We start from the raw sequence: 21,951 nt of genomic DNA on the forward strand, positions 1-21,951 counted from the left end.
GCCGACGGAGACGCGCTCGTCAAACACAAAGCAGTCGCCCCACCACATCGATTCGTCCTCGGCCACCGTTTCCAGGTACTTGAGGATGCCGCCTTCGAGGTGGTACACCTCCTCAAAACCCTGGGTCTTCATGTAGGCGGTGGATTTTTCGCAGCGGATACCCCCGGTGCAAAACATTGCCACCTTTTGCTTGCCATGCAGCGCGCCGCCGGGCTGGGACTGCTCGGCCACCCATTGCGGAAACTCGGTAAAGCTCTTGGTGTGCGGGTTGATCGCGCCCTCAAAACTGCCAATGCCCACCTCGTAGTCATTGCGCGTATCGACCAGCACCACATCGGGCTGGCTGATCAGCGCATTCCAGTCCTCGGGCTTGACATACTGGCCGGCATTGCGCGCGGGGTTCAACTCGGGCACGCCCAAGGTCACAATCTCCTGCTTGAGGCGCACGCGCATGCGGTAGAAGGGATTGCTGTCGGCATAGGCCTCCTTGTGTACCAGGTGGGCCAGGCGCGGGTCACGCTTGAGCCAGTCCAGCACCGCTTGCACATCGGCAGGCAGCCCGGCAATCGTGCCGTTGATACCTTCATGGGCCAGCAGCAGCAGGCCCTTGACCTGGTGCTGGTCACACAGCGCCTGCAAGGGCTGCTGCCACTGGGCAAACTCGGGCAGGTCGATGAACTGGTAAAGCGCGGCGGTGAGGTATTGCTGGGACATGGAGAAAATCTGCGAAAAATACGCGCCCCTGTGGCCGTATTTTTCGGGGTATTGCATAGGAAAAGCCAGGTGGACTGGAGGAGGGCCCTTCGATCCACCAACTTGGGGTGGCTGCAGGGGGCTGGCGCCGGCAGGGTGGCCTGCGCAGGCATCCCCATGGCGGGCGGGCCGCAGTCCAACGGCTGAACATCGTACTGTATCTGAATCGCCCATTTCTAGACCTGGATCAGCAAAATGGCCCAGCGTGCAGGCGTAAAAAAGCCCGGCAGGGCCGGGCGGGTTTTGCAGCAGTTGCGCGCTTGCTGATTACTTGGGGCTCAGGCCTGTGATGTCGTAGAAGTTGATCTTGCCGCCACCGTCAAAGACGCGGTCGCCAGGGTTGATGCCGGCAGGGCAGGCTCCCAGGTACTCGCCCTTGATATTGCGGGTGGTCTCCACGGTGCTGCCATCGGGCATCTGCTGCTTGGTGACCGACAGCACATGGAAGTTGTGCTGGAAGTCGCCGGTGATCTTGCGGCTGCTCTCGATGCGCTGCTCGGTCTGGCCCACCTTGCAGTTGGACGTGAATTGCCAGCCATTGCTGTCTTTCAAACTCGCCGTCTTGCATTGCTGCACATCGTACTTGGCCTTTTGCAGCTCACGGGTCTTGTAGAAGGTGTCCTTGTCCATGCAGTCTTGGAACTGGACGGTCTGGCCATCCTGGTCGGTGGAACTGATCTGCCAGTGGCCTGACTTGGGGCGGGGCAGGTCTTCGATGTCGCCGGTGGAGGCGCAAGCGGCTGCCAGCAAGGCGGCGGCAACGGCGGACAGGGAGGCGAGGTAACGGGTAGAAAGCATGGATGTCCTCTCGGTGGTTGTCATGCAGCATCGCTGCAGCGTGTTTTTGTACGGGAACGCGTTGTTACTTTATATCCTAGGCGGGGCGCTGCCCGCACATTGTCTGACAAGGGCCGGGCCGCGTGTAGGAGAGCACCCGGCGCGTGCTTACGGCAGCGGTTTTGTACGCTCTTCGGGGTGCTGATCTTGGCTACATTGCTCCAATAGCCAGCGCTCGAAGGTCTGCATCGCCAACGAAGGGCTGCGCGATTTCAGCTGGGTGAGCCAGTAGCTGCCGGTATCCAAGGTCTGCGCAAGCGGCGCGACCAGGCGCCCCGCCTGCAGATCACGCGAAAACAGGCGCAAGGGCAGCAGCGCGACGCCCAGGCCCTGCGCTGCCGCCTCGGCCAGCGTGAGGGATGAATCGAACACCGTGCCGCGCAGGCTGGGGCAGGCGAGCTTGTTCTGGGCGAACCACTGCTCCCACTCGCCTGCGCGGTAGGTGCGCAGCAAGGTCTCGCGCGCCAGGTCGGCCGGCTGCTGCAGGCGTGCGGCGATCGCGGGCGCGCACATGGGGGTCAGGGGCGCCTGCAGCAGCTGCCGGGCCGACGTGCCATGCCAGGCGCCGTCGCCAAAGCGGATCGCACAGTCCCAGCCTTCGCCGGCCAGGTCCACCCGGTTGTTGTGGGTGAACAGGCGCAGGTCGACAAAGGCATGGGCCTCCTGAAAAGCACGCAGCCTGGGCAGCAGCCAGCCCACCGCAAAAGTGCCCACCACGCCGACCGAGAGCACCTCATGCGGCCGCCGGTCCTGCACCTGCGCCAAGGCACGCGACAGGCTGCCAAAGGCCTGGGCCACCGCCGGCACCAGGGCCATGCCTTCATCGGTCAGTGCCAGGCCGCGCGGCAGGCGGCGAAACAGCGGCTTGCCCAATTGGTCTTCTAGCTGGCGAATGTGCTGACTGATGGCGGCCTGGGTCACATGCAGCTCCAGCGCCGCACGCGTCAGATTGAGGTGGCGCGCGGCGGCATCGAAAGCGCGCAGGGCATTCAAAGGCAGGTGCATAAGCTATAAGTTTTTCTTGTGGGTTTTCTTGGTTTTCATCGTTGGTCAAGCGCGCGGGATATCGGTAAATTTACGCCTGTCCGCTGGATAACAACGAATTTTAAGGATTGAAAACCATGTATAGAAGAAAGTTTTTCTTGACTATGGGTGCGGCCAGCTTGATCGCCACCTCCGCGCGCGCCTGGGCTGCTGCGTCATCGGCAGACAAGGCGGCAGCGCGCCAGTTTGCCCAGGCCATGCAGGATCTGGAGCGCTCGGTGGGCGGGCGCCTGGGCGTGTCTGCGCTCAACACCGTGACGGGTGCGGCGCTGGGCTGGCGCCAGAATGAGCGCTTTGCGATGTGCAGCACCTTCAAGATGCTGCTGGCCGCCCAGGTGCTCTCGCGCGTCGATGCGGGCCAGGACCGGCTGGACGCTGCGCTGACGTTTGACCGGTCGGTGCTGGTGGAGCATTCGCCGGTGACCGAAAAATTTGCTGGCAAGGCTCCGATGACGGTTGAGGCGCTGTGCGACGCCATCATGACGGTCAGCGACAATGGCGCTGCGAACCTGCTGCTGGAGCGCGTGGGTGGCCCGGCGAGCTTTACCGCCTACATGCGCAGCTTGACTGACCCGGTCACCCGGCTGGACCGCATCGAGCCTGCGATGAGTGAATCCAAACCCGGCGATGTGCGCGATACGACCAGCCCACAGGCGATGCTGAGCAGCATGCGCGCGCTGACCCTGGGTACGGCCTTGAGCCCCGCCAGCCGCGAACGGCTGGTGGGTTGGATGGAAGCCAATACGACGGGCGACCACTGCCTGCGCGCAGGCGCCCCGGGCTGGAAGGTGGCGGACAAGACCGGGTCCGGACCTAACACCCGCAATGACATTGGCCTGCTGTGGGCGCCCGGCGCTGCGACGCCGATTCTGGTGACCAGCTACTTGACCGAATGCAAGGCCGAGCCCAAAGCGCGCGACGCGGCACTGGCGCGGGTGGCCGCCGAGCTGGTCAAGCTCTGGGGCTGATTGGGGATTGAATGGGGGATGGATCGGGCGCTGATCGTCTCGATTCAAACCAAACTGCCCCTTGCCAGGGGCAGTTTTGGTGAGGGGCGCTGCCGGTGCAGGCAGGGCCCCTTGGCGCATTAACGCCAGGCGATCACAGGTACTTCACCAGCACCTGGCTCTTGCGGCTCCAGTTGTACTTGGCCTTGCGCTGCTCGGGCAGCCAGTCCGGGTCCACCGGCTGGAAGCCGCGCTTGAGGAACCAGTGCATCGTGCGGGTGGTGAGCACAAAAATGCTCTTGAGGCCGGTGGCGCGGGCGCGCTGCTCGATGCGCTTGAGCAGCTTTTCGCCATCGCCCGTGCCCTGGCTCTGGGGCGAGACGGTGACAGCGGCCATTTCGGCGGTGCCCGCTTCCGGGTAGGGGTAGAGTGCCGCGCAGCCGAAGATCACGCCATCGTGCTCGATGATGGTGTAGGCGGAGATATCGCGCTCGATCTCGGTGCGGCTGCGTTTGACCAGCGTGCCGTCCTTCTCGAAAGGCTCGATCAGCTGCAAAATGCCGCCGACATCATCGGGCTTGGCCTCACGCAGCTCTTCGAGGCGCTCATCGATCACCATGGTGCCAATGCCATCGTGCACATAGATTTCCAGCAGCAGCGCGCCATCGGTCGCAAAGGGCAGGATGTGGCTGCGCTCCACGCCTTCCTTGCAGGCCTTCACACAATGCTGCAGGTAAAAGCCCACATCGGTGGGCAAGGTGGCGGGTGGCAACTGGGCAAGCAGCTTTTGTGCCACATCCAGCGGCAGCTCGGTGTCGACCGGGTTGTCTTCTCCTTCGGGCTCCAGCGGGTTCAGGCGAATGCCGGCCACTTCGGTCAGGAACATCAGCTTGTCGGCTTTGAGCTCAATGGCCACGCGCGTGGCCACTTCTTCCATGCTGAGGTTGAAAGCCTCGCCCGTGGGCGAGAAACCAAACGGCGAGACCAGCACCATCGCGCCCATGTCCAGGGTGCGGTGGATGCCGCCGACATCAACCTTGCGCACCAGGCCCGAATGCATGAAATCGACGCCATCGACAATGCCGACCGGGCGCGCGGTGACAAAGTTGCCCGAGATCACGCGCACGGTGGCGCCGGCCATCGGTGTATTGGGCAGGCCCTGGCTGAAGGCCGCTTCAATCTCGAAGCGCAGCTGGCCTGCGGCCTCCTGGGCGCAGTCGAGCGCCACCGAATCGGTCACCCGGATGCCATGCGAGTAGCGCGGCGCATGGCCCTTGGCCGCCAGCTGCTCATTGACCTGGGGCCTAAAACCATGGACCAGCACGATCTTGACACCCAGCGCCTGGATCAGGGCCAGATCCTGGGCAATCGATTGCAGCTTGCCCGCTGCAATCGCCTCACCTGTCACGCCCACTACAAAAGTCTGGTTGCGAAACTTATGGATATAAGGCGCCACCGAGCGGAACCAGGGCACAAAGGTGAAATTGAATACAGCGGACATGGGGGTGGGGTGGGGGTATTTCCTAGAAGCACGCCAGATCGGTGGTTTGCGGCTGCCGCTATTGTTATACAAACATCGCGCGTCTGCATGCAGTTCGCTACGGAATCGGGCCTGCGGTCATGGGAAAAATCCATCGGCGCCGCCCTGTCCATTTTGGCTGGCGCAAAGTGGAGGTTTCGCAATCACAAACGGCGCAGGTGTGGGCAAACCGGCGCGCCGGGCCGATGATGGCGGTTTTGCAAAAAATAGTCAGGAGACAAGCATGACCACCACCATGAACCGCCGCCAGCTGCTGGCGCTGGGCGCAGCGCCTCTGGCCGCCGGCCTGCCTTTGCTGCATGCGGGGGCTGCGCATGCGGCCGACTACCCGAGCAAGCAGGTGAAGTTCATCGTTCCCTTCCCGCCGGGCGGCCCGGTCGATACGACCGCGCGTGCCTTTGTGCCGCCGCTGGGCCAGCTGTGGGGCCAGGGCACCTTTATCGACAACCGCGCTGGCGGCGGCGGCATCATTGGCGCGGAGACGGCGGCCCGCCAACCGGCCGACGGCTACAGCCTGTTTGTCGGCGCAATCCACCATTCGGTCAACCCCTCACTGCATCCCAAGCTGAGCTATGACATCCAGAAGGACTTTGTGCCGGTGAGCTTTGCGGCGATGTTCCCGGTGTTCCTGGTGGTCAACCCCAGCGTGCCAGCCAAGAACGTGCAGGAGCTGATCGCGCTGGCGAAAAAGCCGGGCAGCAACCTGGCCTTTGCCTCATCGGGCAATGGTGGCGGCACGCACCTGGCCGGGGAGCTGTTCAACATGCATGCGGGCACCAAGCTCTTGCACATCCCCTACAAGGGCAGCGCCCCGGCGATGACCGATGTGCTGGGCGGGCAGGTGGCGATGATGTTCAGCGATGCGCCCACCGCCATCGGCCATATCAAGAGCGGCAAGGTGCGCGTGCTGGGCGTTGCCAGCCCCAAGCGCTCGGCGCTGATGCCCGAGGTGCCCACCATTGCCGAGCAGGGCCTGCCCGGTTACGAGGCCTATTCCTGGGCGGCGCTGTTTGCGCCGGCAGGCACGCCCAAGGAGATCGTTGCCAAGATCAATGCCGATTTCAACCAGGTGATGCGCGCCCAGGAAGTGCGCCAGCGCCTCTATGTGGCGGGCGCCGAAGCCGACCCCGGCACGCCCGAGGAGATGGCGCAGCGCCTGCAGTCCGAGATCGACAAATGGGCGCGGGTGGTCAAGGCCGCGCAGATCCGTATCGATTGACCGGGAGGCTGCGCGGGTTGATGCACTGCATGGTGCAGGCATGCACAATGGAGGCATCTTGTACTTGCAGACCGCCTTTATGGACCTGATCTCTGGCAGCGCCGACCCCCATTTCCAACCGGTGGCGCTGGAAAAAGCCTACCGCCTGCTCAACCACGGCCCCACGGTGCTGGTGTCCGCCGCCCATGCCGGAGAGCGCAATGTGATGGCCGCCGCCTGGGCCTGCGCGCTGGACTTCACACCGCCCAAGGTGACCGTGGTGCTGGACAAGGCCACGCGCACCCGCGCGCTGGTCGAGGCCAGCGGCCGTTTTGCGCTGCAACTGCCCACCGTGCCTATCGCCGCCTTGACCGTGGAGTTGGGCACCATCAGCGCGCTGCAGCAGCCGGACAAACTCGCCCAGTCGGGTGTGCAGCTGTTTGAGGCGCCCGGCCAGCAAACGCCCTTGGTGGCGGGTTGCGCCGCCTGGCTGGAGTGCCGCCTGGTGCCCGAGCCCCACAACCAGCACAGCTATGACCTGTTCATTGGCGAGGTGACCGGGGCCTGGGCCGATGACCGGGTGTTCCGGGAGGGCCACTGGCATTTCGAGACAGCGCCGCAAGACCTGCGCACTTTGCACTATGTCGCGGGTGGCCATTTCTATGCGATTGGGGAGGCGATTGATGTGCCCGTGCCCAAGGCGTGATCGCGCGCCTGGCTGCATCCGCGCCAGCTTTGGCGCTGGGTGGGCCTGATGTTTCTGATCTTTGCCGCCCTCGTTGCCGCGCTGTTGGCCGTGCTGGGTTGGCGCAGCCTGCGCAAACGTCGGCAACTGCGCTTTTTGCAGCAATACCGCTTTGATGCTGCCTACCGCAAGGCGCTCTGGCGTGACTACCCGCATCTGAATGACGCGAGCCTGGCGCAAGCCGAAGAGGCGCTGCGCCAGTTTTTCATCATGCACTGGCTGGCGCCCCGCCCGCAGCTGCAGATGCCCTCGCGCCTGGCCGATGCGCTGTGGCATGCCTTTATCCTGGACACCCGGCGCTATCAGCAGTTTTGCCAGCAGGCCTTTAGCCATATGTTCCACCATCTGCCGGCGCAGCCAGCCAGCGCTGGGGCTTCGCAGAACCAGGCAGCAGCTATGCAGCCAAGCTGGAATGCGGCCATGCAGACTCGGCGTTATATGGTGGGTGCGCTGCTGGGTGGCATACCGCTGTTGTTTGCGCTAGATGCCGCTGCCGCGATAGACGACGGCTGGCTGTACCCGCCGGATTTGCTGGGCCAATGGGCTGCGGCATTTGCGCAGGCAGCAGCGGCGGCGAGCAACAGCACCGACAACACATCCAGCGGGGTCTCGGGCAGCGACCACCGTGACGACAGCGGCAGCGCTGGCGATAGCGCCGATGTGGCGAGCACCAGCAGCGGCGCGGACAGCGATGGCGGCGCATCCAGCTGCAGTGGCAGCAGTTGCGGCGGCAGCAGTTGCGGGGGCGGCAGCAGCGATTGATCGGCAAAGCCTGCGTGGGCCCAAGGCGATGTTGCGGCTTCGCAACCGGTGGAGCCTTGCTGCGGGGATAATGCTGCCCCTATGTCGCTCAAGATTACGTTTCCCGAATCCCTGCCAGTCTCCGCCCGCCGTGATGAAATCATGGAGGCCATGGACCGCCACCAGGTCATCATCGTCTGCGGGGAGACCGGATCGGGCAAAACCACCCAGTTGCCCAAGATTGCGCTGGCCCTGGGCCGCGGCAAGGTCAATGCCGCCCCCAATGACAAGGGGGAGGTGCGCGGCCATTTGATCGGCCACACGCAGCCCCGCCGCATTGCGGCCAGCAGCGTGGCCAAGCGCATTGCCGAAGAGCTGCAGACGCCGCTGGGCGATGTGGTGGGCTACAAGGTGCGTTTCCAGGACCGCTTGTCCAAGGACGCCTCGGTCAAGCTGATGACCGACGGTATCTTGCTGGCCGAGACGCAGACCGACCCGCTCCTCAAGCAATACGACACGCTCATCATCGACGAGGCCCATGAGCGCAGCCTCAATATCGACTTTTTGCTCGGCTACCTGCGCCAGCTCCTGCCCAAGCGCCCCGATCTGAAAGTGGTGGTGACCTCGGCCACCATCGATGCCGACCGCTTTGCCAAGCATTTCGCCGGCCCGCAGGGCCCGGCGCCGGTGATCATGGTCTCGGGCCGCACCTTTCCGGTGGAGATGCGCTACCGCCCCTTTGAAGATGCCAAGGACTACGACCTCAACGATGCGATTGCTGATGGCGTCGATGAGCTGTGGACCGGCGGGGCCGGCGGCGATATCCTGATTTTTCTGCCCGGTGAGCGCGAGATCCGCGAGGCCGCCGACCATCTGCGCAAGCACCTGCAGCACTCACCGGTGCTGCGCAATGCCGAGGTGCTGCCGCTCTTCTCGCGCCTGTCGCAGGCCGAGCAGGACCGCATCTTTGAAGGCCATACCGGCCGGCGCATTGTGCTGGCCACCAATGTGGCCGAGACCTCGCTCACGGTGCCCGGCATCCGCTATGTGATCGATGCCGGCACGGCCCGGGTCAAGCGCTATTCCTTCCGCAGCAAGGTCGAGCAGCTGCTGATCGAGCCCGTCAGCCAGGCGGCGGCCAACCAGCGTGCTGGCCGCTGCGGCCGCGTGGCCAACGGCATCTGCATACGTCTCTATGACGAGGCCGATTTCCAGTCGCGCAGCCCCTTTACCGATCCGGAAATTCTGCGTTCGTCCTTGGCCGGCGTCATCCTGCGCATGAAGGCCTTGCGCCTGGGCGATGTGGTGAATTTTCCGTTTCTCGAAGCACCGTCGGGCCGCGCGATTGCCGACGGCTACCAGCTGCTCGCCGAGCTGGGCGCGGTCGATGAGCAAGGCGAGCTGCTGCCGATGGGCCAGGCTTTGTCGCGCCTGCCGCTGGACCCGCGCGTGGCGCGCATGATTGTGGAGGCGCGCGAGCGCGGCGCACTGGCAGAGGTGCTGGTGATTGCCTCGGCGCTGAGCGTGCAGGATGTGCGCGACCGCCCGCTCGAAGCCCAGCAGCAAGCCGACCAGCAGCATGCCAAGTTTGACGATGAAAAAAGCGAGTTCAGCGGCTACCTGCGGCTGTGGAAATGGCTGCAGGATGCGCGTGGCGGCAAGGTGGTGGCCAAGAGCCGCAAGGACATGGCCCAGCAAGCAGCCCCCGCCAAGGGCCAGGCGATAGGGCGCAATGCCGCCTTTTTGCCGGTGGCCCAGCGCAGCACCGGTGCGACTGCATCGGTGGAGTCCGCCGCGCCGCTGGCCGCTTTCACGCCGCAGGACAGCGTGGTGGCCGACGAGGCCAGCCACAAGCTCAGCAACCGCCAGTGGGAGCAGCTGCTGCGCCAGAACTTCATCAATATCCGCCGCGTGCGCGAGTGGCGCGACATCCATTCGCAGCTGCTGACGGTGGTCAAGGAGCAGCGCTGGCCGATGAACGAGGAGGCCGCTGGCTACGAGGCCGTGCACCTGTCGATGCTCTCGGGCCTCTTGGGCAATATCGGTTTCAAGACCGAGGAGGGCGATGGCTACCTGGGCGCACGCGGCATCCGCTTCCACCCGCACCCCGGCGCGCACCTGTCCAAAAAGCCGGGCCGCTGGATTGTGGCGGCCGAGCTGGTCGAGACCTCGCGCCTCTACGGGCGCGGCATTGCCGCCATCGAGCCCCAGTGGCTCGAGCAGGTGGGCGCGCATCTGCTGCGCAAGCAGTTGCTGGACCCGCATTGGGAGAAAAAGCAGGGCGAGGTGGCTGCCTATGAGCGCGCCACGCTGTATGGCCTCGTGGTCTACAGCCAGCGCCGCATCAGCTACGGCAAGATCGACCCGCAAGGCGCGCGCGATATCTTTATCCGCCAGGCGCTGGTTGAGGGCGACTGGGAGACGCGCCTGCCGTTTTTGCAGGCCAACCAGAAGCTGATTGCCAAGGTCGAGGAGCTGGAGCACAAGAGCCGCCGCCAGGACGTGCTGGTGGACGATGCCCTCATCTATGCGTTCTACGACCAGCAGATTCCGCAGGATATCTGCACTGGCCGGGCGCTCGAGCGCTGGGTCAAGGACGAGAGCGCGCGCAACCCCGATCTGCTGCGCCTCTCGCGCGATGAGCTGATGCGCCATGAGGCCGCCGGCATCACCACGGCCGCCTTCCCCAAGACCATCAAGATGGGTGGGGTCGATTGCACGGCCAGCTACCTGCACCAGCCCGGGGATGCGCGCGATGGCGTCACGGTGACGGTGCCGCTCTTTGTGCTCAACCAGGTGAGCGAGGAGCGCGCCGAATGGCTGGTGCCGGGCATGCTCAAGGACAAGATCCAGGCCTTGCTCAAAAGCCTGCCCCAGCGCCCGCGCAGCCGCTTTGTGCCGCTGGCTGAAAACGCCCAGCGCCTGGCCGAGCTGCTGGGCAGCGCCGAGCGCTTTGGTGCCGGCAGCCTGGTCGAGGTGCTGCTCAAGCAGGCACGCGACGAGACCTCGCTGGACATCAAGCGGGCCGACTTCAAGCTCGACATGCTCAGCCCGCATCTGTTCATGAACTTCCGCATCAGCGACGAGCATGGCCGCCAGCTGGGCCAGGGCCGCAACCTGGGCGCCTTGAAGGCCCAGTGGGGCGCCAAGGCGCGCGGTGCCTTCCAGGCGCTGGCCGAGCTCAAGATCGCGCCGAAGGCCGATGGCGCGGCAGCCCCGGCGCCGGCGCAAGCGCCTGCCGCCGCTGCCAAGCAAGGTGGCAAGTTGGAGGCACCTGCAGCCAGCGCTGCGGCGCACAGCAAGGCCCAGGGGCCCGTGCTTGCCGCCGACAAGCTCTGGACCGATTGGAGCTTTGGCGCCTTGCCCGAGCTCATGGAGATCAAAAAGGGCAACCAGACGCTGATTGGTTTCCCGGCACTGATCGACCACGGCAACGGTGTCGGCATCGAGGTGTTTGACGAGCCCGAGGTGGCGGCCAGCCGCCATGCGCTGGGCCTGCGGCGCCTGTTTGCGCTGCAGATCCGCGATGCGCTCAAGTACCTGGAAAAGAACATTCCCGATCTGCAGAAGATGGCGGTGGGCTATATGCCGCTGGGCACGCAGGAAGAGCTGCGCGAGCAGATCATCAATGTGGCGATTGACCGCGCCTTTTTGCAAGAGCCGCTACCGGCGGACGCCGAGCAGTTCAAGCAGCGGGTGCAGGAGGGGCGCGGGCGCCTGACCCTGATCGCCAACGAGGTGGCGCGCATGGCAGGCGCGGTGCTGCAGGAGTACATGGCGGCGGTGCGCAAGATCAAGGACACCAAGAACGCGCCTGAGGCCACGGCCGACGCCCAGCAGCAGCTGCAAAAGTTGGTGCCCAAGAACTTTATCGCGATTGCGCCCTGGGCCCAGCTGGGCCACTATGCCCGTTACCTGAAGGCGATCACCGCACGCCTCGATAAGTACCGGGCTGACCCCGCGCGCGATAGCGCCAAGTTGAAGGAGCTGCAGCCATTGGAGCAGCGCTACTGGCGCCTGGTGGCAGAGCGCAAGGGCCAGGTCGATGCGCGCATGCAGGAGTACCGCTGGATGCTCGAAGAGCTGCGGGTGAGCTTTTTTGCCCAGGAGCTGCGCACGCCGTACCCGGTCAGCAGCAAGCGGCTGGACAAGGTCTGGCAGCAGTTGCAGCAGTAAGGACTTAGGGATACCCGGCTATGCTGCCTTGCGCAACATGGCCGGTTTTTCTTTGTCACGCCAGGCGTTCCACCACCTCGTCCACCGTCAGTACATCGCCAAAGAACAGCATCCAGTTGTTGAGGCTGTGGACATGCTCATAGGGCGTCACGGCGGCCAGCGCGTCGTCGACCATGATGGTGGCGTAGTCCAGCATCATCGCGTCGCGCGCGGTGGATTCGCAGCAGACATTGGTGACGGTGCCGCCGATCAAGACGGTGCGCACGCCCTGCGCCTTGAGGACGGCGTCGAGCTCGGAGGCGCCGGGGGCCAGCGCGCTGTAGCAGCGCTTGACGACCGTGAGGTCGCCTGGCTGTACATCGAGCGCAGGCGGCATCGCAAAACCGGCGTGGCCGCTGCCCAGCTCCAGCAGCCGGCGCGCGCTGCGCTCGGGCGTGAGCATATGGCGGTGGTGGTGCGACCAGAACTGGTCGGCGCCATCGGCGCTGGTCTTGATCCACACGACGGTGCCGCCCTTGGCGCGCAGGGCGGCCGCCAGCTGGTTGACCTTGGCAAAGATCGCACGCGCCGGCGCGCATTCGCCCTGGTAGCCAGGCTGGGTGTAGTAGTTCTGCAAGTCCACGACGACAAAGGCGGTGGTCGCGGCGTCCAGCTGGTCATAGGGGTGGAGCACCCCCTGGCGGGCCAGCACGCGCTCTTCAATCCAGGGCTCAAACTGCATGGGGAATATCTTTTCTGGTGTAGATGGGAAACAGCTCAGGCGTAGCGGTGCTGCACGCTTTTTTCCAGGCGGGTGACGGCCATGTACATCACGGCCGACAGCAGCGCCAGCACGACGATCGAGGCCATCACCACATTGAGCTTGAACACCTGGCTGCCATTGACGATCAAAAAGCCCAGGCCGGCGCTGGAGGACTGGAACTCGCCGACGATCACGCCGATCAAGGACAGACCAATGTTCATCTTGATCGCAGCAATCACCGCGGGCACGCTGCCGGGGAAGACCACATACTTCATCACCTGGGCCTTGCTGGCGCCCAAGGTGGTGGCCAGCTTGATCTTGTTGGGGTCGATGGCCAGAAAGCCTTCATAGACGACCATGATCGTGATGAACAGCGAGATGGCGACGGCCATGCCGTAAACCGAGTATTCCGAGCCCAGCCAGATGTAGAAGATCGGCACAAAGGCAATCTTGGGCATGGCATTGGCGATCACGAGGAAAGGATCGAGCACCTTTTTCAAAAAGCTGCTCCACCACAGCATGGCGGCCATGCCGATGCCCAGCAGCATGCTGACGACAAAGCCGATCACTGTGGCCTTGAAGGTGATCCAGGTGTGGCCCAGCAGGTCGCCGTTGCGGGCCAGATCGACCAGGGTAGGCAGCACGGCAGACGGGTAGCTGGTGAGCATGGGGTTGAGGATGTGGCTGCGCGCGAGCAGTTCCCAAATCAGCAAAAAGGCCAGCAAGAGCCCTGCGCGGCTCAGTGCCACCAGGCGCTTGCGGCGCTGGATCTGGGCCAGCCACTGGCGGTATTCGGGGCTGCGGGTATCGGCCTGGGCCGGGGCCGCCGTGTTGGTGGTGTTCATGACGGTGCTCATGCTTAGCCTTCCACGTGGGCGTCGATCTCGTCCCACAGCACATTGAAGTAATCGTTGAATTCCGGGCAGCCTCGGGCCTCAAAAGGCGTGGGCCGTTTGCCCCCCTGCGAGGGAAAGTCCATGTGGTGCACCGATTTGATGCGGCCAGGCCGGCGAGAGAGCACGATGACGCGGTCGGTCATCGCAATGGCCTCGCCGATGTCGTGCGTGACCAGGATCACCGACTTGCCTTCGTCGCGCAGCACATCGACCACCTCATCGGCAATCGACAAGCGGGTTTGCGAGTCGAGCGCCGAGAACGGCTCGTCGAGCAGTACCACGTCCGGGTTGGTGACCAGGGTGCGGGCCAGGGCCACGCGCTGGCGCATGCCCCCCGAGAGCTGGCGTGGGTAGTGGTGCAGGTAGTCGCCCATGCCGCATTTGTGCAGCAGCTGCGTGGCGCGCTTTTCGGCAGCGGCCAGGTCCTTGTTCTGGATCTGGGCGCCCAGCAAGGTGTTCTCCAAAATGGTGCGCCACTCGAAGAGGTAGTCCTGCTGCAGCATGTAGCCTATGCGCGGGTTGGGGCCGACGATGGTCTGGCCATCGACCAGCACGGTGCCGCTGGACGGCGGCAAAATGCCCGCCAGGATCGACAGCAAGGTGCTCTTGCCGCAGCCCGACTGGCCAATCAGGCTGATGAATTCGCCTGCCTTGACCGAGAGGTTGATGTTCTGCAGCGCCTGGGTTTCGCCCTGGGGTGTGAAATAGCGCAAGGAGACGTTGTCGACATGGACGCGGTAGGGGTGGGTCATCGCAACTCCTTATTTTTGCGCCAGGCTCTGCACCAGGCCCATGTCGACAAAGCGGGCGTAGTCGACCTTTTTGCCGGCCTCCAGCACGCCGCCTTGCACCAGCATGTCCTGCAGCTGGTCCATGGCCTGCTTCTCGACCATCGGCGTCTTCTTCCACAGCTGCAGCTGCTGGTAGCGCTCAATGGCGCTGACCAGCTCGGCCTTGCTCAGGCCCGTGAAATAGCTGCCCACCAGATCGGCCAGCTCGCCTGCGGGCGCAGCTGCGGTGTACTGCTGGGCTTTCGCCACCGCTTGGGTCCAGGCCTGCACGGCGGCGCGGTTTTTCTTCAGGTAGGCGTCGGTGGTGGTGAACACGGTGTAGTCGACCATGCCCACCTCTTTGCCCACTGCGCCCAGCGGGAAGGCCTTGCCTTGTTTTTCCAAGCTGCTGGCCTCGGGCTCCAGAAAGGTCGCGTAGTCGTTTTGCCCCGCCAGCCAGGCGCCAGTGCGCGCGGCCGGGCCGATATTGCTGACCAGCGTAACGTCTTTCTTCGGATCAAGCCCCTTTTTGCGCAGGGCCGCCTCCAGAAAGATATCGGGGTTGGAGCCCGGGCGGAAGGACATGATCTTGCTGCCCTTGAGCTTGCTCCAGTCAAAATTCGCATCGGGTTTGCGGCCCATCAGCAAAAAGCCGTCAGTGGCAGTCAGTCCGGCAAACACAATGGGTTTGACCGGCGACTCGCTGTTGGCGACATAGATCGATGCTTCGGGGCCAATCAGCACAATATCGGCGCTGCCCGAGAGCAGGGCGGCCATGCCCTTGTCGGTGCCCTGCGAGGTTTTCATGCTCATCTCGATGCCCGCGTCCTTGAACATCCCCTTTTGGATGCCCACATACATGGGAACATAGAGCACCGAGCGCACCACCTCCTCGTACCGTATCTTGTGCGCTGTCTGCGCCTGGGCTGCCGACAGCGGCAGCAGCGCCGCCAGCATGGAAGCAATAACAGCCGCACGGCGGCGAAACATTTTCTTCATACCCACTCCTTGTATACAGAAAATAGTGACGGATGACTAAAAACAGCTTCATGCAAGAACAATGCCGAAATAAATGCTGAATTTGCCAAGGCAATGTCTTGTTATGTATTCAGTATCCAATTTATCGTGCGCGCCGAGGATCGGTGTTAACCATCAGGACTGGGCACCCCTATTGGGTGTAGGGCGAAGTTTTAGGGTCGCCCGAGACAGCCGTTTCAGGGGCCCGCGTTGATGCCGCGGCGAATCGCGAACCCATGGATCCACAGTCTGCGGCGCGCGCTGTTCTGGTCTCGGCCACTCACGGGCGACGAATGGGCGCTACTGGCGCGTTATTTTGGCCAGCCGCAGCACCCGGGCTGGTCGCGCATGCGCCTGTACCTGCGCCGGTTGGGCGATACGCGGCGTGCGCTGTCGTTCAACGGCGGCTTTGTGTCGATGCCAGCCCTCTGTTTTGCAGCATCAGACCCGCGCCAGTGCCTGCGCCTTGGCGATCCATTGGTCGCAGGGTGGCTCGCACACGAGGCCTTTCACCACTGGCAGCGGCTGCAGGGCAGGGCGGTAACCTGGCAGGCATTGGGCCTGCAGTGGCGCTTTTGGCGCCATGGAATCAACCCCTATGCCTATACGCCCAGTGCATCGCCGGTGGAGCTGCTCGCCCAGTTCCAGCAGGCCCAGGTCGAGCAGCAGGCGCAGATGTGGCAAGACGCGGTGATGGCCGATATCGCCTGGCGCCAGGCCGGGCCCGGTGCGGAACGGGAGCGGCTGGCAGCCGCTGCCCAGCGCTGGCATGCGGTACTGCACTGGGTGCAACAACAGGGTGCGTCACACCGGGGCTTGCCGGTCCCCTAAGCGACGGCCTTGTGCCTGGGCCGCTGGGCATACTGGACCGCAACTCGCTTTGAATGTTCGGGACCCGCCATGACCGCTGCTGCAGACCTGCCTGCCTCCACTTCAACCTCTGCCCCGGTATCTGCCCCGATATCCGCCTATTGGCCCGGGCGTGTGCCCCGGCAGCTGACCATGCCGGCCACCTCGGTCTGGGACAACCTGGCCGTCAATGCCCGGCGCTATCCGGACCATGCCGCACTGGTGTTTTTTGACCAGGCCATCAGCTATGGCCAGATGTGCGAACAGACCGAGCGGCTGGCCGCCCATCTGTACCAGCAAGGCGTGCGCAAGGGCGACCGGGTCATCTTGCTGATGCAAAACTGCCCGCAGCTGGTGCTGGCCCATTACGCGATCCTGCGCGCCAATGCGGTGGTGGTGCCCGTCAACCCGATGAATACCGCTGCCGAGCTGGCCCACTACATCAGCGATGCCGATGCGCGCGTAGCGATCACCACCGCCGATCTGGCCCCTGCGCTGTGCCAGGCCAGTAGCAGCCTGCCGCCCGAGCAGCAGCTGGCGCACCTGGTCATCAGCCATTTGTCGGACACCATGCCCGCCGATGCGGCGGCGCAGCCGGATTTTCCACCTGCCTGGCAGCCTTGGCTGCTGGGCAACCAGCCTTTGCCGGGTGCCGATCTGCTGGGTGCCACCACGGTCAGCCGGTGGCTCGATGCCGTCCAGTGCCGTGCCGAGCCCCCCGCCGTGGAGGTAGCGGCCAGCGATATGGCGATCCTGCCCTACACCAGCGGCACCACCGGCCTGCCCAAGGGCTGTATCCATGCGCACAGCCATGTGCAGCATGCGGCCATGGCGGGTGTGCTTTGGGGCCGGCAAAGCACCGAGAGCGTGAACCTCGTCGTGGCGCCGATGTTCCATATCACCGGCATGGTGTCGATCATGCATGTGCTGATTTGCGCCGGGGCCACCTTGGTGATCATGCCGCGCTGGGACCGGCAGCTGGCGGCCGCGCTGATGGCGCGCTACCGGGTGACGCACTGGGCCAATATCCCGACGATGGTGGTCGATCTGCTGGCCAGCCCGCACCTGGCGCAGATGGACACCCGCAGCCTGGTCTACATGGGCGGCGGGGGCGCGGCGATGCCGCAGTCGGTGGCGCAAAGGGTCAAGGAGGTCTGGGGCCTGGACTATATCGAGGGCTATGGCATGACCGAGACCTGCGGCGCCTCGCACGCCAATCCCTACGAGCATCCCAAGCAGCAGTGCCTGGGGCTGCCGCACATCGGCATGCAGTCGCTGGTGATCGACCCCGAAACCTTGCAGCCCATGGCCGATGGTGAGGTGGGCGAGATTGTGGTGCGAGGCCCGCAGGTGCTGCAGGGCTACTGGAAGCAGCCCGCTGCCACCGCCGCCAGCTTCGTTGAGGTGGGCGGGCAGCGCTTTTTCCGCACCGGGGACTTGGGTTACCGCGATGCCGACGGGTATTTCTTTCTGACCGATCGCTTGAAACGCATGATCAATGCCAGCGGCTACAAGGTCTGGCCGGCCGAGGTCGAGAGCCTCATGTACCGCCACCCTGCCATCCTGGAGGCCTGCGTGATCGCGGCCCGCGATGAATACCGGGGCGAGACCGTCAAGGCTGTGGTGGTGTTGCGCCAAGGCCAGCAGGGCCTTGTCAGCGCGCAGGACATCATCGACTGGTGCCGTGGACATATGGCGGTGTACAAGGCGCCGCGCCTGGTGCAGTTGGTAGATCAGCTGCCCAAGAGTGGCAGCGGCAAGGTGATGTGGCGCTTGCTGCAGGAAAAGGAGTAAAGGTGCCGTGGGATGCCTGCAGGCGCATAGGCGGGGAGGGATGCACTACCACCAGCGCATGAGGCGCAGCATCTTGAACCAAAACCCGTCGCCATACTGCACCGCTAACCAGCCACAAACCACCGGGCAGACAACGCAGAGGATGGCCCAAGTCGTCCAGCTTGGGTAGGTTTTAAAGCCGATTACGCCCGCGACAAACAGCCCTAGCAAGATTCCAAAAAAGAGGCGAACATTGCGCTCGCCGCTGTCGCGGGGTGGGTCTTCATGCATGGCGTTCTGAGGCTCGTGGTGAGCCAGCCAGTGTAGGTGGGCGCTGCGGTCTCTGCCCGGCCTGATGTAGGGTGCAGGCTACACGCTTCCAGCCTTTTCAATCACCAAAATCCGCGCTTCACCCTGCGGGTGGGCCACATGCTCGCAGCCTACGCCGGCGTGGAAGATATCGCCGGCCTGCAGCAGGGTTTGCTTTTCTTCGCCCGCCTCGCGCCAGTGCATCACCACCAGGCCCTGCATCACCGCAAAGACTTCCTCGCCGTCGTTGACATGCCAGATATAGGGCTGGTCCGTCCAGTGCAAACGGACGCTGGTGCCGTTCATCTGGGCAATGTCCTGGGCGCCCCAGGGGCGCTCGGCGGTGAAGTCCTGGCTGCGGATGATGCGTTGCATGGTGTGTCTGTACGTCGGCCGTTTAAGCGGTCGCGTTCAACTCCTGGCTGATGGCCTCGATCTGCTCGGACAGCTCCAGCCAGCGCTCTTCGAGCTGCTCAATCTCGCCATTGACGGCGCTCAGCTGCTTGCCGGCCTCGACGATATCGGCACCCGACAGACCCGGGGTCGCGAGCTTGGTCTCCAGCGTATCGCGCTGCGCGTTGAGCTGGGGCAGCTTCTTGTCGATCTGTTCGAGCTCTTTTTTGAAGGGCTTGGTCTTGTCGGCCAGTTGCTGGCGGGCGGCGGCGGCCAGGCGGCGGGCTTCCTTGGGGTCGCCCAGGGGCTCGGCCTTGGCAGGGGCTGGTGCAGGCACGGGCGCAGCCACCGGTGCCGCGACTGGCGCGGCAACAGATGCTGGCGCGGGCGATGCATCCTTGTTGCGCGATTGCATATCGGCCTGGCGTGCTTCTTCGCGCAGGCGCTTGGATTCGTCCAGCAGGTAGCGCTGGTAGTCGTCCAGATCGCCATCGAAGGGGCCGACCTGGCCACGGCCGACCATCCAGAAGTCCTCGCAGACGGCGCGCAGCAGATGGCGGTCATGGCTGACCAGCATCACAGTGCCGTCAAAGTCGTTCAGTGCCATCGCCAGCGCTTCGCGGGTTGCCAGGTCCAGGTGGTTGGTTGGCTCATCGAGCAGCAGCAGGTTGGGGCGCTGCCAGACGATCATCGCCAGCACCAGGCGGGCTTTTTCGCCACCGCTCATGCTGCCCACGGACTGCTTGACCATGTCGCCGCTGAAGTTGAAGGTGCCCAGGAAGTTGCGCAGGTCCTGCTCACGCGCGCTGTTGCCTTCGCTGCCTATTTCCTTGGCCAGGCGGATCATGTGCTCGAGCGGGTTTTCGCTCGGGCGCAAAACGTCCAGCTCCTGCTGGGCAAAGTAGCCGATATTGAGGCCCTTGCCTTCGGTCACGGTGCCGGCCAGGGCCTTCATCTCACGGGCAATGGTCTTGACCAGGGTCGATTTACCCTGGCCATTGGCGCCCAGAATGCCGATGCGCTGGCCTGCCAGCACCGAGCGGTTGACGCCTTGCAAGATCGTGGTCTGCTTGCCGTCTTCGTCCTCATAGCCAAAGGCGGCATCGGTGATCGCCAGCATTGGATTGGGCAGGTTGGCTGGCTCCTTGAACTCGAAGGTGAACTCGGCCTCGGCCAGCACGGGCGCAATTTTCTCCATGCGGTCGAGCTGCTTGACCCGGCTTTGCGCCTGCTTGGCCTTGCTGGCCTTGGCCTTGAAGCGGTCAATGAACTTTTGCAGATGCGCCATCTTCTCTTGCTGCTTGGCAAAGCTGGCCTGCTGCAGCTCCAGCTGCTGGGCACGCAGCTCTTCGAAGCGGCTGTAGTTGCCGCCGTAGCGTGTCAGTTGCCCGCCCTGGATCTGCAGGGTCACATTGGTGATCGCGTCGAGAAATTCGCGGTCATGGCTGATGGTGATCAGGGTGCCGGGGTAGCGCTTGAGCCAGGCTTCGAGCCAGACGAGGGCGTCCAGATCCAAGTGGTTGGTCGGTTCGTCGAGCAGCAGCAGATCGCTGGGGCACATCAGCGCGCGGGCCAGCTGCAGGCGCATGCGCCAGCCGCCCGAGAAGCTGTTGACCGGGTGCTCCAGCTCCTGGACCTTGAAGCCCAGGCCCAGGATCAGCGCCTGCGCGCGCGGCACGGCATCGTGGGCGCCGGCATCGGCCAGGTCGGCATAGGCCTGGGCGAGGGCCATGCCGTCGCCAGACGCCTCGGCCGCCTCGAGCTGGGCCTGTACTTCAACCAGGCGGGTGTCGCCCTCCAGCACGAACTGGGTGGCCGATTCCTCGGTTTCGGGCATGTGCTGGGCCACCTGGCCCATGCGCCACTGGGCGGGGATGTGGAAATCGCCACCGTCTTCCGTCAGCGAGCCGTTGAGCAGCGCAAACAGCGTGGACTTGCCAGCGCCATTGCGGCCAACCAGGCCCACCGATTCGCCTGGGTTGATGGTGGTGGTGACGCCGTCAAGCAGCACTTTGGTGCCGCGGCGCAGGGTGATATTTTTCAGCGTAATCATGAATGGCCTCGATTATCGCCGCCCTGGGCTTGGCCCAGCGCTATGCGGGGCATAGCGGGCAGGGGTTGGCCGCACGGCTTGCGCCATTGGCGTTCGCCCAGGCGCCTGCTGCAAGCCCAGGTAGGCCAATGCCGCATGCCCTTGTAGGAGGCGGCAGGTGTTGGGCGCTGACACCGGCCTGGGCCTACCCAAGCCCCGGCCACAGGGCCATACTGCAGTGTGCAAACGCCATATTTCAGTGATGGCAATCACAAGGACATTGCTATGACAACAGCCTCTGAAATGCATGGACGGACTGCCGGTGACCGCCAGCCAGCACACAGCCTGGGCGCGGCTGCAGCGGCGCGGTCCCACTGGCAGCTGGCCGACATTCCGTATGCGCAGATCGACCATGGCGCGGTGGCCCACGACGAGGACATGTTCTACCTGCTGATGAGCGCCTCCTTTGTCGAGACCGGCTCGGACACCTATGCCGCCAACCTGGGCGCGCACTATGCCCGCTACCCGGACATCCAGCATTGGCTGCAAGAGCGCTGGGAGCATGAGGAGCTGCAGCACGGCGAATCGCTGCGGCGCTATGTGGAGGCGGTCTGGCCCAGTTTTGACTGGCAAAAGGCCTATGACAGCTTTTTTGCCGAGTATTCGCTGCTGTGCACGCAAGAGGCTTTACTGGAAGACCCGCGCCTGGAGATGGTGGCGCGCTGCGTGGTGGAGACGGGCACCACGGCCTACTACCACACCTTGCGCGCGCTCAGCCAGGAGCCGGTGCTGACCGAGCTGCTGGGCCATATCCGCAATGACGAGGTCGGCCACTTCAAGCATTTCTTGAGCTACTTCAAAAGCCTGCAGGCCCAGGAGCCCGTTGGCCGGCTGCGCATTGCGAAGGCGCTGTACAGCCGCTTGAAAGAATTGCGCGAGAGTGATTCCGATGTGGCGCTGCGCCATGTGTTCGCCAACAAGGGCGATCTGTTTGCCGACCGGCAGCGCAGCTTTGACGATGTCGCCCAGCGCATCTACCACCTGATCAGCACCGGATTGCCGGCCCAACTGGCAGTGCAGATGCTGCTCAAGCCCATGCTGCTGCCGCCCAGGCTGGAGTCCTGTCTGCACCGGCCGATCAGCCGGCTGGCCTGCAAAATGCTGGCCTACTGATGCAAGCCGAGCTGGG

Annotated in this window: 18 protein-coding genes and 1 pseudogene; 8 read left to right on the forward strand and 11 right to left on the reverse strand. The window is 64.2% G+C overall.

The annotated features are described in order from the left end of the window. Positions 1-57 precede the first annotated feature (57 nt). From trhO to N4T19_RS03730, 3 genes and pseudogenes are all read right to left on the reverse strand, one after another. Positions 58-927 (reverse strand): annotated as a pseudogene (gene trhO, locus N4T19_RS03720) (oxygen-dependent tRNA uridine(34) hydroxylase TrhO); the annotation flags it as partial. Between the two features lie 93 nt (positions 928-1,020). Continuing rightward, entirely contained in the window at positions 1,021-1,551 is a 531-nt protein-coding gene (locus N4T19_RS03725; RefSeq protein WP_260719503.1) for a DUF3617 domain-containing protein, read from the reverse strand. 147 nt (positions 1,552-1,698) lie between these two features. Beyond that, positions 1,699-2,595: a LysR substrate-binding domain-containing protein gene (locus N4T19_RS03730; RefSeq protein ID WP_260719504.1), complete on the reverse strand. Its 897-nt coding sequence runs from the start codon at positions 2,593-2,595 to the stop codon at positions 1,699-1,701. 116 nt (positions 2,596-2,711) lie between these two features. Between N4T19_RS03730 and bla the strand changes: the two genes are divergently transcribed. Next, positions 2,712-3,602 carry a class A beta-lactamase gene (bla, locus tag N4T19_RS03735; protein ID WP_260719505.1) on the forward strand — a complete coding sequence of 297 codons (891 nt, stop codon included), beginning with the start codon at positions 2,712-2,714 and terminating at the stop codon, positions 3,600-3,602. A gap of 133 nt (positions 3,603-3,735) precedes the next feature. Here the strand turns inward: bla and argA are convergent, their stop codons facing one another. Beyond that, complete coding sequence (gene argA / locus N4T19_RS03740; RefSeq protein ID WP_116925551.1) at positions 3,736-5,082, reverse strand: amino-acid N-acetyltransferase; 1,347 nt, start codon at positions 5,080-5,082, stop codon at positions 3,736-3,738. A 262-nt stretch (positions 5,083-5,344) separates the two neighbouring features. On the opposite strand from argA, the gene N4T19_RS03745 reads away from it, so the two are divergent. The 4 genes from N4T19_RS03745 to hrpA all read left to right on the forward strand — a co-directional run bounded on the left by N4T19_RS03745 (position 5,345) and on the right by hrpA (position 11,981). After that, positions 5,345-6,340, forward strand: a complete 996-nt coding sequence (locus tag N4T19_RS03745) for a tripartite tricarboxylate transporter substrate binding protein (protein ID WP_116925552.1) — start codon at positions 5,345-5,347, stop codon at positions 6,338-6,340. Between the two features lie 79 nt (positions 6,341-6,419). Next, a complete protein-coding gene (locus N4T19_RS03750; protein ID WP_116925751.1) occupies positions 6,420-7,025 on the forward strand; it encodes a flavin reductase family protein in 606 nt (201 codons plus the stop codon). Between the two features lie 48 nt (positions 7,026-7,073). Next, on the forward strand, positions 7,074-7,826 hold the full coding sequence (locus tag N4T19_RS03755; RefSeq protein WP_260719506.1) for a glycine-rich domain-containing protein: 753 nt from the start codon (positions 7,074-7,076) through the stop codon (positions 7,824-7,826). An 81-nt stretch (positions 7,827-7,907) separates the two neighbouring features. Then, positions 7,908-11,981: an ATP-dependent RNA helicase HrpA gene (hrpA, locus tag N4T19_RS03760; protein WP_260719507.1), complete on the forward strand. Its 4,074-nt coding sequence runs from the start codon at positions 7,908-7,910 to the stop codon at positions 11,979-11,981. 55 nt (positions 11,982-12,036) lie between these two features. Here hrpA and N4T19_RS03765 read toward each other — a convergent pair whose 3' ends face one another. Genes N4T19_RS03765 through N4T19_RS03780 form a run of 4 tightly spaced genes read right to left on the reverse strand, consistent with a single transcriptional unit; the run spans position 12,037 to position 15,388 of the window. Beyond that, positions 12,037-12,702 carry a cysteine hydrolase family protein gene (locus N4T19_RS03765; RefSeq protein ID WP_260719508.1) on the reverse strand — a complete coding sequence of 222 codons (666 nt, stop codon included), beginning with the start codon at positions 12,700-12,702 and terminating at the stop codon, positions 12,037-12,039. Between the two features lie 35 nt (positions 12,703-12,737). Continuing rightward, positions 12,738-13,580, reverse strand: a complete 843-nt coding sequence (locus N4T19_RS03770; protein ID WP_243419297.1) for an ABC transporter permease — start codon at positions 13,578-13,580, stop codon at positions 12,738-12,740. 2 nt (positions 13,581-13,582) lie between these two features. Next, positions 13,583-14,371: an ABC transporter ATP-binding protein gene (locus tag N4T19_RS03775; RefSeq protein WP_021024935.1), complete on the reverse strand. Its 789-nt coding sequence runs from the start codon at positions 14,369-14,371 to the stop codon at positions 13,583-13,585. A 9-nt stretch (positions 14,372-14,380) separates the two neighbouring features. Beyond that, on the reverse strand, positions 14,381-15,388 hold the full coding sequence (locus N4T19_RS03780) for an ABC transporter substrate-binding protein (protein WP_260719509.1): 1,008 nt from the start codon (positions 15,386-15,388) through the stop codon (positions 14,381-14,383). Between the two features lie 231 nt (positions 15,389-15,619). On the opposite strand from N4T19_RS03780, the gene N4T19_RS03785 reads away from it, so the two are divergent. Together N4T19_RS03785 and N4T19_RS03790 are read left to right on the forward strand one after the other, a co-directional pair. After that, positions 15,620-16,237, forward strand: a complete 618-nt coding sequence (locus N4T19_RS03785; protein WP_260719510.1) for a hypothetical protein — start codon at positions 15,620-15,622, stop codon at positions 16,235-16,237. Between the two features lie 69 nt (positions 16,238-16,306). Beyond that, entirely contained in the window at positions 16,307-18,049 is a 1,743-nt protein-coding gene (locus tag N4T19_RS03790) for a long-chain fatty acid--CoA ligase (RefSeq protein WP_260719511.1), read from the forward strand. Positions 18,050-18,094: 45 nt separating this feature from the next. On the opposite strand, the gene N4T19_RS03795 is transcribed toward N4T19_RS03790, so the two are convergent. The 3 genes from N4T19_RS03795 to N4T19_RS03805 all read right to left on the reverse strand — a co-directional run bounded on the left by N4T19_RS03795 (position 18,095) and on the right by N4T19_RS03805 (position 20,783). Then, the gene (locus tag N4T19_RS03795) at positions 18,095-18,319 is read right to left on the reverse strand and encodes a hypothetical protein (protein WP_116925559.1); all 225 of its coding nucleotides are present in this window, start codon (positions 18,317-18,319) and stop codon (positions 18,095-18,097) included. Between the two features lie 78 nt (positions 18,320-18,397). After that, complete coding sequence (locus tag N4T19_RS03800; RefSeq protein ID WP_116925560.1) at positions 18,398-18,712, reverse strand: cupin domain-containing protein; 315 nt, start codon at positions 18,710-18,712, stop codon at positions 18,398-18,400. Positions 18,713-18,734: 22 nt separating this feature from the next. After that, complete coding sequence (locus N4T19_RS03805) at positions 18,735-20,783, reverse strand: ABC-F family ATP-binding cassette domain-containing protein (RefSeq protein ID WP_260719512.1); 2,049 nt, start codon at positions 20,781-20,783, stop codon at positions 18,735-18,737. Between the two features lie 264 nt (positions 20,784-21,047). Between N4T19_RS03805 and N4T19_RS03810 the strand changes: the two genes are divergently transcribed. Then, positions 21,048-21,935 carry a ferritin-like domain-containing protein gene (locus N4T19_RS03810; RefSeq protein WP_243419299.1) on the forward strand — a complete coding sequence of 296 codons (888 nt, stop codon included), beginning with the start codon at positions 21,048-21,050 and terminating at the stop codon, positions 21,933-21,935. Positions 21,936-21,951 lie beyond the last annotated feature (16 nt).

Origin of the sequence: Comamonas squillarum (assembly GCF_025309455.1) — a bacterium.
Classification (GTDB): domain Bacteria; phylum Pseudomonadota; class Gammaproteobacteria; order Burkholderiales; family Burkholderiaceae_C; genus Comamonas; species Comamonas squillarum.